This window comes from Bacteroides sp. HPS0048 (assembly GCF_964240755.1).
Lineage (GTDB): Bacteria > Bacteroidota > Bacteroidia > Bacteroidales > Bacteroidaceae > Bacteroides > Bacteroides nordii.
This window is the reverse complement of record NZ_CAXSVC010000004.1, coordinates 24,634-43,058: the sequence shown is the minus strand read 5'-3', so window position 1 is coordinate 43,058 and position 18,425 is coordinate 24,634. Positions and strand designations below refer to the sequence as shown.

20 protein-coding genes are annotated in these 18,425 nt (G+C 37.9%); 13 read left to right on the top strand and 7 right to left on the bottom strand.

Annotated features, from left to right (window positions below):
- The first annotated feature begins 89 nt into the window (after nt 1-89).
- The 4 genes from ACESQI_RS04375 to ACESQI_RS04360 all read left to right on the top strand — a co-directional run bounded on the left by ACESQI_RS04375 (nt 90) and on the right by ACESQI_RS04360 (nt 3,405).
- A complete protein-coding gene (locus tag ACESQI_RS04375) occupies nt 90-806 on the top strand; it encodes a DUF4396 domain-containing protein (protein WP_002560302.1) in 717 nt (238 codons plus the stop codon).
- 75 nt (nt 807-881) lie between these two features.
- The gene (locus ACESQI_RS04370) at nt 882-1,451 is read left to right on the top strand and encodes a Crp/Fnr family transcriptional regulator (RefSeq protein ID WP_007485576.1); all 570 of its coding nucleotides are present in this window, start codon (nt 882-884) and stop codon (nt 1,449-1,451) included.
- Between the two features lie 529 nt (nt 1,452-1,980).
- On the top strand, nt 1,981-2,697 hold the full coding sequence (locus ACESQI_RS04365) for an SDR family NAD(P)-dependent oxidoreductase (protein WP_007485577.1): 717 nt from the start codon (nt 1,981-1,983) through the stop codon (nt 2,695-2,697).
- A 132-nt stretch (nt 2,698-2,829) separates the two neighbouring features.
- On the top strand, nt 2,830-3,405 hold the full coding sequence (locus ACESQI_RS04360; protein WP_007485578.1) for a phosphatase PAP2 family protein: 576 nt from the start codon (nt 2,830-2,832) through the stop codon (nt 3,403-3,405).
- A 730-nt stretch (nt 3,406-4,135) separates the two neighbouring features.
- On the opposite strand, the gene ACESQI_RS04355 is transcribed toward ACESQI_RS04360, so the two are convergent.
- The 7 genes from ACESQI_RS04355 to thiD all read right to left on the bottom strand — a co-directional run bounded on the left by ACESQI_RS04355 (nt 4,136) and on the right by thiD (nt 9,040).
- Nucleotides 4,136-4,306 (bottom strand): hypothetical protein, encoded by a 171-nt coding sequence (locus tag ACESQI_RS04355; protein ID WP_007485580.1) that lies wholly within the window; start codon nt 4,304-4,306, stop codon nt 4,136-4,138.
- Nucleotides 4,307-4,407: 101 nt separating this feature from the next.
- The gene (locus ACESQI_RS04350) at nt 4,408-4,617 is read right to left on the bottom strand and encodes a hypothetical protein (RefSeq protein ID WP_025866387.1); all 210 of its coding nucleotides are present in this window, start codon (nt 4,615-4,617) and stop codon (nt 4,408-4,410) included.
- Between the two features lie 84 nt (nt 4,618-4,701).
- On the bottom strand, nt 4,702-5,166 hold the full coding sequence (locus tag ACESQI_RS04345; RefSeq protein ID WP_002560295.1) for a cold-shock protein: 465 nt from the start codon (nt 5,164-5,166) through the stop codon (nt 4,702-4,704).
- 53 nt (nt 5,167-5,219) lie between these two features.
- Entirely contained in the window at nt 5,220-6,293 is a 1,074-nt protein-coding gene (locus ACESQI_RS04340; RefSeq protein WP_007485581.1) for a nitronate monooxygenase family protein, read from the bottom strand.
- Nucleotides 6,294-6,516: 223 nt separating this feature from the next.
- The gene (locus tag ACESQI_RS04335) at nt 6,517-6,810 is read right to left on the bottom strand and encodes an RNA-binding protein (RefSeq protein WP_002560293.1); all 294 of its coding nucleotides are present in this window, start codon (nt 6,808-6,810) and stop codon (nt 6,517-6,519) included.
- 405 nt (nt 6,811-7,215) lie between these two features.
- Nucleotides 7,216-8,103: an ACP S-malonyltransferase gene (gene fabD, locus ACESQI_RS04330; protein ID WP_002560292.1), complete on the bottom strand. Its 888-nt coding sequence runs from the start codon at nt 8,101-8,103 to the stop codon at nt 7,216-7,218.
- Between the two features lie 91 nt (nt 8,104-8,194).
- Nucleotides 8,195-9,040 carry a bifunctional hydroxymethylpyrimidine kinase/phosphomethylpyrimidine kinase gene (thiD, locus tag ACESQI_RS04325; RefSeq protein WP_025866385.1) on the bottom strand — a complete coding sequence of 282 codons (846 nt, stop codon included), beginning with the start codon at nt 9,038-9,040 and terminating at the stop codon, nt 8,195-8,197.
- 196 nt (nt 9,041-9,236) lie between these two features.
- Between thiD and ACESQI_RS04320 the strand changes: the two genes are divergently transcribed.
- From ACESQI_RS04320 to ACESQI_RS04280, 9 genes are all read left to right on the top strand, one after another.
- Complete coding sequence (locus ACESQI_RS04320) at nt 9,237-9,668, top strand: DUF3788 domain-containing protein (protein ID WP_007485583.1); 432 nt, start codon at nt 9,237-9,239, stop codon at nt 9,666-9,668.
- A 6-nt stretch (nt 9,669-9,674) separates the two neighbouring features.
- Nucleotides 9,675-10,799, top strand: coding sequence for a GyrI-like domain-containing protein (locus tag ACESQI_RS04315; protein WP_234130120.1), 1,125 nt, complete (start codon nt 9,675-9,677; stop codon nt 10,797-10,799).
- 12 nt (nt 10,800-10,811) lie between these two features.
- Nucleotides 10,812-11,282 carry a GyrI-like domain-containing protein gene (locus tag ACESQI_RS04310; RefSeq protein ID WP_007485585.1) on the top strand — a complete coding sequence of 157 codons (471 nt, stop codon included), beginning with the start codon at nt 10,812-10,814 and terminating at the stop codon, nt 11,280-11,282.
- A gap of 389 nt (nt 11,283-11,671) precedes the next feature.
- Nucleotides 11,672-12,403 (top strand): NUDIX domain-containing protein, encoded by a 732-nt coding sequence (locus tag ACESQI_RS04305; protein WP_002560287.1) that lies wholly within the window; start codon nt 11,672-11,674, stop codon nt 12,401-12,403.
- 116 nt (nt 12,404-12,519) lie between these two features.
- Complete coding sequence (locus ACESQI_RS04300; RefSeq protein ID WP_195659892.1) at nt 12,520-14,010, top strand: xylulokinase; 1,491 nt, start codon at nt 12,520-12,522, stop codon at nt 14,008-14,010.
- Between the two features lie 80 nt (nt 14,011-14,090).
- Nucleotides 14,091-15,407 (top strand): xylose isomerase, encoded by a 1,317-nt coding sequence (xylA, locus tag ACESQI_RS04295; RefSeq protein ID WP_002560285.1) that lies wholly within the window; start codon nt 14,091-14,093, stop codon nt 15,405-15,407.
- 131 nt (nt 15,408-15,538) lie between these two features.
- Nucleotides 15,539-17,002, top strand: coding sequence for a D-xylose transporter XylE (xylE, locus tag ACESQI_RS04290; protein WP_373125493.1), 1,464 nt, complete (start codon nt 15,539-15,541; stop codon nt 17,000-17,002).
- Between the two features lie 254 nt (nt 17,003-17,256).
- The gene (locus ACESQI_RS04285) at nt 17,257-17,889 is read left to right on the top strand and encodes a peroxiredoxin (RefSeq protein ID WP_002560283.1); all 633 of its coding nucleotides are present in this window, start codon (nt 17,257-17,259) and stop codon (nt 17,887-17,889) included.
- Between the two features lie 212 nt (nt 17,890-18,101).
- Complete coding sequence (locus tag ACESQI_RS04280) at nt 18,102-18,347, top strand: RNA-binding protein (RefSeq protein ID WP_002560282.1); 246 nt, start codon at nt 18,102-18,104, stop codon at nt 18,345-18,347.
- Nucleotides 18,348-18,425: the final 78 nt, after the last annotated feature.

Below are 18,425 nucleotides of genomic sequence, written 5' to 3'. Positions count from 1 at the left end.
CCGGGACCCTCTGTTTATTTACTACCGGTAGAGTGAACCATTTAAAAAAGCGACTGTTGTACTTACAATTATTTTAAAACTATAAAAGTATGTTCAATCTGATTGCTGTATTTTTTGTATGTTCCGGAATTGGTATTGCCGTTCATATCGCATATGATCTTACCAGCCATAAACAATCTATGAAAATAATGAATGTAGTGTGGATATTAACTGCATTATGGGGAAGTTATCTTGCACTATGGGCTTACAATAAATTTGGGCAAAGTAAAACCTCTAAAATGGTAATGCCTGAACAGGAAATGACCGGCGAAAGCATGAAAATGGACATGAATATGGAAATGGATATGAGCAATGCTCATCCACAATGGCAGTCCGTGGCTCTTTCCACTTTACACTGTGGGGCAGGATGTACATTAGCAGATATTATCGGAGAGTGGATTACACATTATATTCCTATAAGCATTGGTGGTAGCATGATTTTAGGGAATTGGATACTTGATTTCATTCTGGCTTTGATAATAGGAGTTTATTTTCAATTCTATGCCATTCGGGAGATGGAAAAAATCTCGGTATCAAAAGGTATAACCCGTGCTTTTAAAGCAGATTTCCTCTCATTGACCTCCTGGCAGGTAGGCATGTATGGTTGGATGGCCATTGTTTATTTCATACTATTTGTAAATTTCCCGTTAGCAAAAGATTCATGGCAATTTTGGTTCATGATGCAAATTGCTATGCTCTTCGGTTTTATTTGTGCTTTCCCTATGAATGCTCTGCTCCTGAAACTGGGGATTAAAAAAGGAATGTGACGGATTAATAGAATACACTCCTGTTACTTTTCAATATATTCTGTAACTTTGTACAGTAAAATAAATAAAGTAACAGTGAGTGATTTCAATAAATATACATCCAAAATTGATTATTCTGCAATAATAGAATTCGCACTTCAGAACGGAGAACTGATGCATTATAAAAAAAGAGAATACTTCAACCGTCAAGGTGAAGTTTGCTATAAAATGGGGTATGTTGTTTCCGGTTCTTTTCGTTATTGTTGTATCAATAGTTCGGGGGAAAGCAAAGTAGTAGGATACACATTCGAAAATTCCTTTGTTGGCAATTATCCGGCTTGTCGTCTTGAAGACCATTCAAATGTTGAGATACAGGCACTATGTGATTGCTCCGTATACGTTGTTTCAAACAAGCAGATCACTCAATTCTACGAACAGAACATTGAAAATCAACGGCTGAGCAGAAGTATTGCAGAAACATTACTGTGGGAAGTATACGACCGTATGATTGCTATGTATAGCATGACACCCGAAGAACGTTATATAGAAATCCTTGACCGTTGTCCTGCGTTACTCAATCTTATCTCCCTCAAAGAACTGGCATCTTATCTTATGATCTGTCCTGAAACACTAAGCAGACTCCGAAGAAAATTAGTACAAAAGTAAGAGCCTGTCTAAACTTTAATCAGTTTTCTCTATCATTGTCCGATTCACAAGCAATAACCTTATTAACAGGGACTATATAAAGGAATCCAAGATGTGTTATAATTTCAGATGCACATAAATACTAAATAGACAGATAAAGGATGATTTGAACATTGAAAATGCACAACATTTCAACATGTTATAAGAATATTGATAATCAACGTGTTATATAGTCTATTTTTTCCTCTACGAGAATCACCTCGTTTCTCTACGGAGATCGGGTCGAAACTCTACGAGGAACGGGTCGATTCTCGTAGAGGAAAAAACTAACCATCCATAAGATATAACAATTTGCATAAACATAAAAACGGAGACAATTATTAATTGTCATGAAAACAGAAAATAAAGTCAGAGATATCTTTTTTTATAAATAGTTGGTTTTAATAGAGCATACGAGAAGAAAATTTGAACAGACTCTGAAATCTTGATTTCAATCAAGACTTTTTTTATTCTGATGGGATACTTTTGTACCGGACGATAAAAAATGAAAATGAAAAAGGTTATTATCATAGGTGCTACATCCGGCATTGGACGTGGATTGGCAGAGACTTATATAAATGAAGGGTGTATTGTCGGCATTGTTGGTCGCCGGGAATTAATGTTACAGGAGATCTGTTCACAAAGTGAAGATTGCCATTACAGAGTATGTGACATTACCAATGACAATGATACACTTTATCAACTCAATACACTCACTAATGAAATGGGAGGTATGGATATTCTGGTGATTTGTTCCGGTGTGGGGGAAGTAAATCCAGAATTGGACTATCGGCTGGAGAAACCTACTCTTCTGACAAATGTAATTGGATTTACTAATATTGCGGATTGGGCTTTCCTATTCTTTCAACACCAGCAGTCAGGACAACTTGTTGTTATATCTTCCATTGGCGGTATTCGCGGAAGTGGTGTTGCCCCGGCATATAATGCAACCAAAGCATTTCAAATGAACTACACCGAAGGGCTAAGGCAGAAAGCTGCAAAATTACCTTATCCTCTATATCTCACAGATATACGCCCCGGTTTCGTTGATACAGCTATGGCAAAAGGTGAAGGCTTATTTTGGGTGACACCTCTTGATAAAGCAGTACGCCAGATATACAAAGCTATTACACGGAAAAAGAAAATATACTATATATCCAAACGCTGGAGATACATAGCATTGCTTCTGAAACTAATTCCTTCTTATTTGTATTGCAAAATGATGTAGAGTGATACAATTCCGGTCATTTGTCAATCTTAAAATCATATAGAAATATGTTTTTGTTTAATAACAATCGACTTTATATCCGATATCTTTTAATACCTTTGAGCATTATTTACAACAAAATCAGATGAGGGTATGACGAATTTCCGTAAACTATTTCTTTGGATATTAATTTGTATATTGACATTGTGTGCTTTAAGATATGGGGGCTTAGAAAGCGCGAATCAGTACATATATAATCTTCGTAATACACATATTCCTTCTTTTGCCTACCGTTATGATGATTTTCTGCCATATCTTCCGCTAACAATTATGTTCGGATTAAAAATAGCAGGAATAAAGAGTCGAAGTAACTGGACACAAATGTTGGTTGCTACTGTTTTTTCATTTGCATTGATGGTAATTACTGTTTCTTCAATCAAGTCATTGGCTGGAGTATTAAGACCGGACGGATCTGATTTGCTATCTTTTCCTTCGGGGCACACGGCAACCGCTTTTACATCAGCATGTTTGTTGTACAAGGAATATGGCAGGAAAAGTATCCTGGTAAGTGTAGTGGCCTATTTACCGGCCGTAGTTACAGGTATTACCCGCCAGCTTAATAACAGGCATTGGTTAAGCGATGTAGTGGGAGGAGCAGTAATTGGAATTGTTGCAGTAGAAGCAGGGTATTTCTTTACGGATTTACTGTTCAAAAAGAAACAGAACTAAGATACAGATCTGATCTCTATACAATCAAAAAGGAGTCCGGCAACTACCGGGCTCCTTTTTCAAACGTTTCTTTCAATAAAATTCTGATAACAACTTTTTTACTCATGGAGCATCACATACCCCCAAATCATAGAATCGGCATTTCCGATTCTATCTAACAATCTTTTTACCCATTTCATAATTTAAACATTTAATATTATACCTTGAAAACACTGCAAATGTAATGCAGAAATGTTACGATTGAATTGATCTAAAGCAAAAAATAGATTTCAAAGCTCTGGTTTTTGATGTATGTCAATAAAACCACACATTTGTATGACGATTATAAACAAAAAAGAAGCTTTTCGGGCATTACTTTCTGTACCCCGAAAAGCCTCTTTAAATATAGCAGCTAAAAACTCTATTTTTTTATTGGATTCATCCGACAAATATATAATTCATTAATATTGTTAATGCGTTTTTTTAACATTTCTGATTTACTTTACAAGAGTGTACATTTTAGTTTATCAAGAACGTACATTCTTGCATGATAAAAGTGTACAATTAATACTTATATAAGTGTACACCCTTGTCCTCCTTTAAACACAAGGTCAATAGTCGCTATAAATCAACCGATTACACCAGGACAAACATTCATATCCTGTCTCACATACTCTTCTTAAATAAATGCTGTAATTGCTTTTTTGACCATTACGCATTTGTCAGACGAACCCTTTATTTTACATCCCGATCAGTCATTGTTATCTTCTTCACCATCAACCAGGTTATTTAATTCAATTTCCAAATCGACTAACTCCTGTTCCCACAGCTTTATAATATCTTTGGGAGTATCTTTAGGAGCCTTTTTAATCCTTTCCTGAGCAACAGATACCTGATGCTCCAACTGGCTGCGCCTACCCATATCGTTTATTTATTTATGATTATATAAATTAATTATCAATATAAATAACAGCCACCGAAAGTAAAAGTTTGATTACTTAAAACTTTTATTACACTAATATTTTATACTTTTGAACTATGCAGCTTTTTATAAATCTCTATACGAAGATCTCTTTCTGCCTGGGATAAGTGTGCAGGAAGTTCAATGGATGTTCGTGGGCTGATTGCCACAAGCACTACATCACCTACGCTCTTTTTATACTCTTTAAGTACATTCTCTGTCAACTGATTGGACGAATTCATTTCAGATCGTATCATATTACCTTTTTTCATAATTCAAATTGTATTATTTTAGTTTTTATATTTTTTAGAAATGATTCTTGTTCCATCTACTTTTAATCAGAGTCTGACGTACTATCAATTTCCTGTTTTTTGTTCATTCTCGAAGCAAATATTCACAGCATTCATACCTTTTATCCCTCGTTCGAGGTCGAATGTCACAATGTCATTCTCTGAAATATCAGCCATTACATTGTTCACATGAAAGAAGTATTTTTCGGTTCCCGAAAGGTCTTTGATAAAGCCAAAGCCTTTGGAAGTGTTGAAGAATTCTACCCGTCCTTTCATCACGGTTGGAACTTCTTTTTCTTTTTTAGGAGTAGATATAACTATTTCCTCCTGCTTTATTTCTTCTTTTTTGATATTCTCTGTTGGTGGTGTAGAGGTTATCATACCATTTTCATCAACATAGGCAATCATATCATCCAGGCTATTCGCTTTGGGTGATAGTTTTTTTTCTTCTTTTCTTTTTTGTTTTTCCGCTCGGCGAGCGAGTCTTTTCTTTTCGTTCTCACGTTTGTCAACTGTTACGGATTTTGCCATCTAAATTATATTTTGATTAATACTTAAATATCTCAACGTTTGCAGCTTTCTGATTATACCAGCTTATGAGTTGCTAAGAAGAATTCGCTTTCCAGTTTATTCATTACCTCTTTCACACTACTTATTTTTTCTGCCAGAAAAGCATTACTGCCGGCAAATGCATATCCTCTTCTCATATTACCTTTTGCAGCATTATAAAGTGCTTTAATTATGCAATATGGACTTTTTTGATAATCACATGTCTTAATACAATGGAATGAGCATTTTTTAGGTTTTTCCATACCGCTTTCTACGTTATGGATAAACTCTCCATTGATGGCTCGTCCCGGCATCCCGACAGGGCTTTCAATGATAAGTACATCTTCTGGTTTGGAATGAATGTACACTTCTTTGAAAGTTTGGGAAGCATCACATTCCTGCGTTGTCACAAAAATACTTCCCATCTGTACAGCCGAAGCTCCCAATTCCATAAAGCGGGCAATATCTTCACCTGTAGAGATTCCACCGGCAGCAATTACCGGAATATTCTTCTTTTCACTGTAACTATTGGCTATCGCTACCACTGCCGGAATCAATGATTCTAAAGCATAACTTTGATCCTGTAGTTGTTCCTTCTTAAATCCTAAATGCCCGCCGGCTTTGGGACCTTCCACCACAATCGCATCGGGCAGATAGTTATAATTGGCCAGCCATTTATCACAAATAATTTTTGCAGCTCTTGAAGAAGATACGATAGGTACCAATTTAGTAGAACTATCCGGTGTTAAGTAGGTAGGTAAGTCAAGAGGAAGTCCTGCACCCGAAAATATTACATCAATTTTTTCATTGATTGCCGTACGAATCATGTCGGCATAGTTGGAAAGTGCCACCATAACGTTCACTCCAATAATTCCGTTCGTCTTTTTACGTGCTTTTCTGATTTCCTCTTCCAATCCACTAATACATTTTTCAGTATAAGTTCCTTTTCTTTTAGGATATAGCAATCCTAAACCGGCACACGAAATTACACCCAATCCTCCTTCATTTGCCACTGCTGATGCTAAACCGGACAGTGAGATTCCAACACCCATTCCACCTTGTACAATAGGTATTTTGATTTCAATATTTCCTATAAAAAATGATTCCATAAATTTATTTTGTACTATACTATAAGCCGGATAAACAACCTTGAATATACTTTATGCTAAAGAGTTGACGCATGTATCGACCCAATGAAAAGGTACAGGATTGGAAATTCCTGATATTATATAGAAGAACGGAAAATTAATAAATATTCCCTGAATAAGTAAAAATGAGATAATTTTAATGCAAAAACAAAAGAAGATCTTCTGTTTTTGCATTATCTGGATATTAATATCTTCTGGAGTTATTATAGTTTCTTCCTCCGTTTGATGTTTTTTCTGTACGTGGACGTGCAATGCTTACTGCAATCACTTTTTGATCGTATTCTACTCCGTTAAGTTCGTCAATCGCTTTCTGACCTTCTGTATCGTTTGTCATTTCTACAAAAGCAAATCCTCTTGACTTTCCTGTTTCTCTGTCTAAGATTACTTTAGCTGAAGATACTTCTCCATACTCTGCAAACAAATTATTTAAGTCAGCATCATTTGCGCTAAAGCTTAAACCTGAAATGTAAATGTTCATTTAAAATTTTATTAAAATAAATACTAATTCTGGAGTGAGGGAGATAATTAAAGGAGAGACCTGCTTAATAATACATAAAAAGGAGAACTATGCGATAACGACTTCGTAACTCAAACTCTGAGTACAAAGATAGTACAATAAATCAGAGAATCATACTTTGTTGCTTAATTTAAAAATTAAAAGTGTTCATTGTCATTTATTAGTAGAGCATATTCACTATAAAGCATACGGAGTTTTATTGAATAAAACGCAAATTAACACTGATTTTGCAAATGAATAACATTACTTGAAGTGAGTTGCATTGCATTTCAAACAAAGGTTTTCAAACGGGTATATCTAAAAAAAGAGAATTTCCTGTGACGGAAATCCTCTTCATTTTTCATTTATTGTATAAAGGAAAATATCTTATGCTATCCCATGAGCAGAAACCGTAGAATCAATTTTTTTAATCAATCCTTGAAGCACTGCACCCGGACCACACTCTGTAAAGTCGGTAGCACCATTGGCAACCATATTTTTCACAGTCTGAGTCCAACGTACAGAAGCAGTGAGCTGAGCAACCAGATTCTTTTTGATCTCAGCAGGATCAGTATGAGGTAATGCATCTACATTCTGATAAACCGGGCATTTTGGGGTATGAACTTCTGTTGCATTGATAGCAGCTTCCAATTCTATTTTTGCAGGATCCATCAATGGCGAATGGAAAGCACCACCTACCTTTAAAGGAAGAGCACGTTTTGCTCCGGCAGCTTTCATTAGTTCGCAGGCTTTCTCGATACCCGGCACGGAACCTGAAATAACAATCTGGCCTGGGCAGTTATAGTTAGCAGGAACACAAACTTCGCCTTCAGCTGTAACTGTAGCACAGATTTCTTCTACTTTTTCATCAGGCAATGCAATGATAGCAGCCATTGTAGAAGGAGTCGCCTCACATGCTTTTTGCATAGCCATAGCACGTGCATAAACCAGTTTCAAACCATCTTCGAATGAAAGTGCACCGGCAGCAACCAATGCGGAAAATTCACCCAATGAATGACCGGCAGTCATTTCCGGCTTAAAATCGTCACCCATGCAAAGAGCTGAGATTACCGAATGAAGGAAAACAGCAGGCTGAGTCACCTTTGTCTGGCGAAGGTCTTCGTCAGTACCATTGAACATAATATCTGTAATGCGATATCCAAGGATATCATTTGCTTTTTCGAACAATTCCTTTGCTAACGCAGAGTTGTCATACAAGTCTTTACCCATACCCACAAACTGGGCACCTTGACCAGGAAATACAAATGCTTTCATATTTTCGTTCTAAATTTAAATTTGCGGGTGCAAAGTTATATATTTTTGTCATACAACAGCACAGAATCTGCAATTTTGTGCAATGAAGATACTATTTTCCTTCTATTCTATCTGCCTTATCATCAATTATCTGCGCTTTCTCAGGATTCCAAAAATGGCACAACGGTCCATTCCCTTTTCCTGCAACTATCTCTTTACCTGCGTCAATAGCTTTACTCAAGTAGTTTTTAGCTTTACCTACCGCTTCATTCATGGTATACCCTAATGCCAGGTATGTAGCAATGGAAGAGGAGAGGGTACATCCCGTACCATGTAGATTTTTACTTACTATCTTCTTCTCCTTATATATGAATAAGTTTCCGTCGGCACACAAGATATCTTGCATCTCATCTCCCGGCCAATGCCCCCCTTTTATTAATACGGCAGTCCGGTAAATAGCTGAAAGCTCCCTGGCAACTTGTTGCATATCTTCCAATACAACAATCTTTTTACCCGTTAAAACTTCTACTTCGTCCAGATTTGGGGTAAGGAGAGTCGTTAGTGGAAAAAGTTCTTTCTTTATGATTTCAATAGCAGCATCGTTCATTAACTTTCGCCCACTGGTAGACACCATCACCGGATCATATACCACATGTTCGGGACGAAATTTACGTAAACAATCAGCTATAGCCCTTACTGTTTCTTCTTCGCTTACCATCCCTATCTTAACAGCATCGGGATGCAAATCTTCCATTACGGCTTCTATCTGTCCGCAGACAATTTCAGCAGGAACAACATGTACAGCGCGTACTCCTACTGTATTTTGTACGGTTACAGCTGTGATGGCGGATGCAGCATACCCTCCTAAAGCAGATATGGTCTTGATGTCTGCCTGTATACCTGCTCCGCCCGAACAATCGGAACCAGCAATGGAAAGAACCACCGGATAATGTTTCATACTTGTTTTTTATATTTTCAGGGAACAAAGTTAGTATAAATTCATACTCCTGTCAGAAATTGTTTTAATTTTCCTTTTAAAATTCGTTTCTTTGATTTTTAATATAAAGATGCCTATTTAGGACAACTGATTATGGAAGAAACGTACTACTTTTGCTGTATAAGCTCTATTTAGAATCAATCGTAAATGGAATGTCATGAAACACCCTTTTCAAATACCAACTTCTGAAAAGATAGAAAACTTAATAGGAGAGGATCTTTATTATGTATGGACCTCTTTGTGTCAGCTCATCGAACAAAAATATGAGATGGAACGGCTTTGGAACAATGGTGGTAAAACCTGGACGTATGAATACAAATATCGTAGAGGAGGTAAAACCCTTTGTGCCCTATATGCTAAGGAATATACTTTCGGCTTTATGATTATTCTGGGTAAAGATGAACGCGCTAAATTCGAAACACAGCGGGCGCTTTTCTCAAGGGAAGTACAAATGAAATATGATGAAGCAACTACTTTTCATGACGGCAAATGGATTATGTTTGAATTAAAAAACACAAACTTATTCAGTGATATGGAACGGCTGTTGCAGATTAAGCGAAAACCCAATCGCGCAACTACAAACAGATAAAAATAAATGGTTATAAATAAAAGATATTGCCAAAGTTGCGGAATGCCACTCCGCTTTGATGTAGAAGAGTGGTTAGGTACTAATTCTGATAATTCCAGAAGCGATCAGTTTTGTTACTATTGTCTGAAGGACGGAAAATATACCGTTGATATATCCATGCAGGAGATGATTGATATCTGGATAAAATACACAGATAAGTACAATGGCTATGCAAATACTGCATATTCTCCGGAAGAACTAAGGGAAATCTTAAACAAACGTTTGCCTGCATTGAGCCGCTGGAAGCAAAAGCAGGAAACAAATAATATCCATCATCAAACAATTCAGAATGTTATCATTCACATTAACAATCATCTGTTTGACAGAATGGATGCGGATACACTTTGTACGATAAGTGGCTTGTCCAAATACCATTTCAGAAGAGTTTTTCAGGCAGTGACAGGAGAAAATATCGGAAGTTACATACAACGCCTACGTATAGAACACATAGCACATCTGTTAATATCAACAGACTATACCATAAATCAAATACTGGAATATACGACTTATCAGACCAAATTCAGCATTGCCAAGGCATTCAAAAAACATTTTGGTATATCTGCATCCCAATACAGGGAAAAGTATAAGCCGGCAGGTAATGAACAAAACACAGTGCTCTTTCCTGAAATAAAGACTCTCAACCCCATTAAGATATTCTGTATCGAAGTGGGCGAAGCTTACAAAGATAAGTTTCGGTACAGGCTAATCTGGGATAAACTTATACATCATGCTAAACGATACAATATAGTCGGAAAGGATCGCAAATTTGTAAGTATAAGCATGGATGATCCATCCATCACTCCTGAAGAAAAATGTCGTTTCTATTTAGGTATAACCTTATGTAATGATAAAAAAACAGATTTAAATTCCGGAATAATGGAAATACCCGGCGGGCGTTATGCAATATTCAGACACACCGGAGACTATTCTTCGCTATATGAGTTCTACCGAATCATTTATGAAGAGTGGTTCCCCGCAAGCAGATATCGTCCTCAGAATACTTTAAGCTTCGAAATATACACGAATCATTCTTCTGCAACAACAAAAACGGAGCTAATAACAGACATATATATACCAATTACAAAGAAATAAAGATTCACTATTATGGCAAGGATTTCAGAAATAATGTTGTTACAACAACCGGAGCAACCGGTATTGATAGTCGAAGTACATACAGATATGAATGGAATGACTAAAGCGATCGGAGATAACTTTATTAAAATAGATTCCCTATTTAAAGAGCAAAATGAAGTTACAACAGATATTCCTTTTGTTGAGTATCCCCACTATGAAAGCCTAACTGAACAGGACATCAGAATGATCATTGGCTTTAAATCATCCGGAAGGTTGCAAGGTAAAGAAGATATAAAATCAGTGATAGTACCTGCGCGTAAAATAGTCTCCTGTCTGCATAGAGGATCATATAATGAACTGGCTGCTCTTTATAATGAGATGACGGAATGGATAAAATTGAATGGATATAAAGCTTCCGGTTCATCCATAGAATATTACTATAGTAATCCGGATGTACCGGAAGCAGAACAAGTCACAAGAGTTGAAATGCCCGTATTTTAATATTGAGTACTTCCCGTATGGGAATTAAAACAGGGGGCCTTCTCTTTTTATCTTTTTTTAACAATCTAATAATATCCCTTTCATGTCCTTTCCATAAATACAAATTGATATATCGTATAAAATACAATAAGTCTCTTTTTCCATATACAGAAATAAACCGACGAAACTAACTGAAAATAAAGACATCTGTGGTTTATGTACTTTATACAATTACTAATCTTCTGTAAAGCCCAAAATACATATTGTAAATTGTATGATAAGACAATTTGCAGTTACTGTAAAATAGAAGATATGTATATCTTTGGGAAACAATGTTTTAGAACATACGATTTTCTATTTATAAAAACAAAAACAGCCTCTATATTTGCATCGTTCAAAAAACAAGTGATATGCAAAATATACAGCAACAAGCCCCATTGGCAAACAATCACATCTCAGTGGACTGTGTGGTGATTGGTTTTGATGGCGAACAATTAAAAGTACTGTTAGTAAAACGAATGGGAGAGGAGAACGGTGAAATATACCATGATATGAAACTCCCCGGAAGTCTGATTTATATGGATGAAGATCTGGACGAAGCTGCACAACGTGTATTATGTGAACTGACAGGTATCAAAAATGTAAATCTGATGCAGTTCAAAGCATTTGGCTCTAAAAACAGAACAAGTAATCCTAAAGATGTACACTGGTTGGAACGTGCCATGCAGTCGAGGGTAGAACGCATTGTGACCATTGCCTATTTATCAATGGTGAAAATAGACCGGGCACTGGATAAGAGTTTAGATGAACATCAGGCATGCTGGGTAGCTTTAAAAGATATAAAGGTATTGGCTTTTGACCATAATCTTATCATTAATGAAGCGCTGACCTATATCCGTCAGGTGGTAGAATTCAATCCCTCAATGCTTTTCGATCTGTTACCACGAAAATTCACAGCTTCTCAACTACGTATACTCTTTGAATTAGTATACGACAAACCGGTAGATGTGCGCAATTTCCATAAGAAAATAGCCCTAATGGAATATGTCGTTCCTCTCGAAGAAAAACAGCAAGGCGTTGCCCACCGTGCAGCCCGCTACTACAAATTCGACAAAAAAGTATACAACAAAATAAGACGGTAGGAGGAAATTATAAATTAAAAAGATTCTCCAACTGTAAATTGTAAATCGTTAACGCTCCTATGTGTTAAAGATCAGATAATGGTCATGACCGTAGGGAATAAATCGTAAATAACATCATGTATCTATTAGGTTATGACATAGGTAGTTCGTCAGTGAAGGCGAGCCTTGTAAACGCTGAAACAGGCAAGTGCATAGCTTCGGCATTTTTTCCAAAAACAGAAGCTGCTATTATTGCTGTTCATTCCGGATGGGCAGAACAAGATCCGGAGAACTGGTGGGAAAATTTAAAACTTTCCACACAAGCCATCCTGGCAGAATCGGGTATAGACGCTGCTGATATTAAAGCGATTGGCATCTCTTACCAAATGCACGGACTGGTATGTGTAGACAAGAACCAGAAAGTACTTCGTCCTGCTATTATCTGGTGCGATTCGCGTGCTGTTCCCTATGGACAGAAAGCCTTTGAAACCCTCGGAGAAGAACTTTGCCTTTCTCACTTATTAAACTCTCCGGGCAACTTTACAGCATCCAAACTAGCGTGGATCAAAGAAAATGAACCGGCTGTCTATGAGCAGATTTATAAAATAATGCTTCCGGGTGATTACATCGCAATGAAATTGAGCGGAGACATCTGTACAACCGTAGAAGGGCTCTCCGAAGGTATATTCTGGGACTTCAAAAACAACCGGTTAGCCGATTTCCTGATGAAATATTACGGTTTTGATGAATCGCTGATTGCTGATGTTAAACCGACTTTTGCAGAACAAGGACGTGTAAGTGCAGCTGCTGCGAACGAACTGGGCTTGAAAGAAGGTACACCTATCACTTATCGGGCAGGTGACCAACCCAACAATGCTCTTTCACTGAATGTATTCAATCCGGGTGAAATTGCATCTACAGCGGGAACATCCGGCGTGGTATATGGAGTAAATGGTGAAGTAAACTATGATCCTCAATCACGTGTCAATACCTTTGCACACGTTAATCACAGTGTCAGCCAGACCCGTCTCGGAGTATTACTCTGTATCAACGGAACCGGTATTCTCAATTCGTGGGTAAAACGCAATGTCGCTCCCGAAGGTATTTCATATAATGATATGAATGTATTAGCTGCAACAGCTCCCATTGGTAGTGCCGGGCTTAGTATACTTCCCTTTGGCAATGGTGCCGAACGTATGCTATGTAACAAAGAAATAGGTTGCAGCATCCGCGGTCTGGACTTCAATGCACATGGCAAACAACATATCATTCGTGCAGCCCAGGAGGGGATAGTATTCTCCTTCAAATATGGTATTGATATTATGGGACAAATGGGTATCCCGGTACAAAAAATCCATGCAGGACAGGCCAATATGTTTTTAAGCCCCGTCTTCCGTACTACTCTGGCAGGTGTAACAGGCGCTACCATCGAACTTTATGATACGGACGGATCTGTAGGGGCAGCCAAAGGAGCCGGTATCGGAGCAGGTATTTACAAGGATAACAATGAAGCATTTGCCACATTGGATAAACTGGAAGTGATTGAACCTGATACTGCCAAACAACAAGAGTATGCAGAGGCTTATGAAAGATGGAAATTCTGTCTGGAACAATCAATGAATAAATAATCTAAAAAAACAAAGTATAAACCTTGTAGCCGATGTATAATCAGTGTATATATCAGTTACATAATCAATTAATTTAAATTATGGCAACAAAAGAGTATTTCCCCGGAATTGAAAAAATTAAATTTGAAGGTAAAGATAGTAAGAACCCAATGGCATTCCGCTACTACGATGCTGAAAAGGTGATCAATGGTAAGAAAATGAAAGACTGGCTGAAATTTGCCATGGCATGGTGGCATACACTCTGTGCGGAAGGTGGTGATCAGTTTGGTGGTGGAACAAAACAGTTCCCATGGAATGGCGAAAATAATCCCGTTCAGGCTGCTAAAAACAAAATGGATGCAGGCTTTGAATTCATGCAAAAAATGGGCATCGAATATTACTGTTTCCACGATGTAGACTTGGTGACAGAAGCTGACACAATTGAAGAATATGAAGCTAACCTGAAAGAAATTGTCGCTTACGCTAAACAGAAACAGGCAGAAACAGGCATCAAACTGTTGTGGGGTACCGCCAACGTATTTGGCCATGCACGTTATATGAATGGTGCAGCTACCAATCCGGATTTTGATGTAGTGGCTCGTGCTGCTGTTCAGATTAAGAATGCAATTGATGCAACGATCGAATTAGGTGGTTCTAATTATGTATTCTGGGGTGGACGCGAAGGTTATATGTCACTGTTGAATACGGATCAGAAACGTGAAAAAGAACATCTCGCTCAGATGCTGATGATAGCCCGTGACTATGCCCGTGCACGTGGTTTTAAAGGTACTTTCCTGATTGAACCCAAACCAATGGAACCTACCAAACATCAATACGATGTAGATACCGAAACTGTGATCGGCTTCTTGAAAGCTCATGGGTTGGATAAAGACTTTAAAGTAAATATCGAAGTAAACCATGCAACATTGGCAGGTCATACTTTTGAACACGAACTGGCAGTAGCAGTTGACAATGGTATGTTAGGTTCTATTGACGCCAACCGTGGTGACTATCAGAATGGTTGGGATACAGACCAGTTCCCTATCGACAACTATGAACTGACACAGGCTATGATGCAGATTATCCGTAATGACGGATTAGGTAATGGGGGTACAAACTTTGACGCCAAAACCCGTCGCAACTCTACCGACCTGGAAGACATCTTTATAGCTCACATTGCCGGTATGGATGCCATGGCCCGTGCTTTGGAAAGTGCAGCCAATCTGCTGAATGAGTCTCCATACAAGAAGATGCTTGCTGATCGTTATGCTTCATTTGACGCCGGTAAGGGTAAAGAATTTGAAGATGGTAAATTGTCTCTGGAAGATCTGGTTTCATATGCTAAAACAAACGGTGAACCCAAACAAACCAGCGGCAAGCAAGAATTGTATGAAGCAATCGTAGCGATGTATTGTTAATAGTGATGAGTTTTTTAGTGATAAGTGATTAGTGCCATGCGGTATGTAGCGCATAGCAGCTACTCACTTATCACCACTTACTTATCACTACTTACTTATCACTAATCACTACTCACTTATCACTATTTATTATGAATAATACAAATGAAGGTAGCAAACTCTACCTATATTCCATAACATCAGTAGCCATTCTGGGCGGATTGTTGTTTGGTTATGACACCGCAGTGATCTCAGGGGCGGAAAAAGGGCTTGAAGCCTTCTTCCTTACTGCCACCGATTTTCAGTATGACAAGGTTATGCACGGCATCACTTCTTCAAGTGCTTTGATAGGTTGTGTGCTGGGGGGTGCATTATCCGGAGTCTTTGCCTCCCGACTGGGACGTCGTAACTCATTACGGCTGGCAGCTGTACTTTTCTTCCTCTCTGCATTAGGTTCTTACTATCCCGAATTTTTGTTTTTTGAATATGGTAAGGCTGATATGAATCTGCTTATCACATTCAATCTGTACCGTATTTTAGGAGGTATCGGAGTAGGACTGGCATCTGCCGTATGTCCGATGTACATTGCCGAAATAGCTCCATCCAATATTCGCGGAACATTGGTTTCCTGTAACCAGTTTGCCATTATCTTCGGTATGCTGGTGGTATATTTCGTTAACTATCTTATTATAGGCGATCATCAGAATCCGATCATCAATAAAGACGGAATGACAGGTGTTCTTTCTGTCAGTAGCGAGTCTGATATGTGGACTGTATATGAAGGATGGCGTTACATGTTTGGTTCTGAGGCATTCCCGGCAGCCATGTTCGGTCTGCTGCTATTCTTCGTTCCCAAAACTCCGCGTTATCTGGTGATGATAGATCAGGATCAGAAAGCATACTCTATTCTGGAGAAAGTAAATGGTGCTTCGAAAGCAAAAGAAATATTAGCAGAAATCAAAGCCACTTCCCAGGAGAAGACAGAAAAACTATTTACATACGGTGTTGCAGTAATCGTAATAGGTATCCTGCTTTCTGTATTCCAACAGGCTATCGGTATTAATGCTGTACTATACTATGCTCCGCGTATTTTTGAAAATGCCGGTGCTGAGGGTGGGGGTATGATGCAAACGGTCATCATGGGTATTGTAAATATCATCTTCACATTGGTTGCCATCTTTACTGTAGATAAGTTTGGCCGTAAACCACTGCTTATTATTGGTTCCATCGGTATGGCATTCGGGGCTTTTGCTGTGGCTTTGTGTGATAGTATGGCTATTAAAGGTATTTTCCCGGTAGTATCCGTTATCGTTTACGCTGCCTTCTTTATGATGTCATGGGGACCTATCTGCTGGGTGTTAATCTCAGAAATCTTTCCGAATACGATCCGTGGCAAAGCAGTTGCCATTGCAGTGGCATTCCAATGGATATTCAACTATATTATATCCTCTACCTTCCCTGCACTCTACGATTTCAGTCCGATGTTTGCATACAGCCTTTACGGAATTATTTGCGTAATTGCCGCTATCTTTGTAGGACGCTGGGTACCGGAGACGAAAGGTAAAACTCTGGAAGATATGAGTAAACTTTGGAAAGATAGAAAAAAAGGAATTTAATATATAGGTTCTTTCATATATAGACTATGCATTTTAAATATGCGTTAATTAGGTTATTAACACATACTTAAAATGCATAGTTTATATGTATAAAGTACGTACTTTTATAATCGTTGATATTCAATAGTTTACGAATGTGTTTTCATACGAAATAGAGAAATATTATGTATCGTTAATCTTTGTTTTACGAACAAAGACCGGTGTACTTTGTTTTTCCGGTAATCATTAAATAACATCTAAAACAGAAGATAATTATGAGATCATTAATTGGAAAACAAGCGCCGAAATTCAATGCCACGGCAGTAATCAATGGGCATGAAATCGTTCCGAATTTCTCACTGGACCGATATAAGGGTAAAAAGTATGTAGTATTTTTCTTCTATCCGATGGATTTTACATTTGTATGTCCTACCGAACTGCATGCTTTCCAGGAAAAATTTGCCGAATTTGAAAAACGGAATGTTGCCTTGGTAGGTTGCTCAGTGGACTCCGAATACTCACATTACTCCTGGCTGCAAATGCCGAAGAATGAAGGAGGTATTCAGGGGGTGAAATATCCTATTGTATCCGATTTCTCTAAATCAATCTCTGAGAGCTATGGAGTACTGGCTGGAAGTTATGCTCCCGATGAAAATGGCAATTGGGTATGTGATGGGGCTCCGGTAGCTTTCCGTGGATTGTTTTTAATTGACAAAGAAGGTATTGTTCGTCATTGTGTTATCAATGACCTCCCATTAGGACGCAATGTAGATGAAGTATTACGTATGGTAGATGCGTTGCAGCATTTTGAAGAATACGGTGAAGTTTGTCCGGCTAACTGGTCTAAAGGCAAGGATGCTATGAGTGCAACCGAAAACGGAGTGGCTGACTACCTGAGCAAGCATTAATAAAAAGAGATACTAAAATATGAAAAAGGGTGTTTATTAAAAAATAAATGCCCTTTTATAGTTGATATTCCAAATATTATGACGTTATTTGCGCTGAAAACAATGGATCGTTTTATTATACTCTATTTTCTACCTAATCAGTTGAATCCGGATTTAATTTCAAACCTCTCTTGTTTCTAAATTTATTTATCAATTTTTATTTTTTGTATTTTATGAACATGTACATTGGAAACCTTAGCTATCGTGTTAAGGAAGCAGATCTGAGACAGGTAATGGAAGAGTATGGAACAGTAGATTCAGTAAAACTGATCATCGACCGTGACACTCGTAAATCTAAAGGATTCGCATTTGTAGAAATGCCTAACGACGATGAAGCTAAGCATGTAATTTCAGAACTGAACGGTGCTGAATATGAAGGTCGTGCAATGGTAGTAAAAGAAGCTTTGCCTCGTAACTAATCCATTCATATAGAAGTAATAAGTAAGGGGATGTATTGTTGACAATACATCCCCTTATTATTTTTAAGAGTCCGGAAT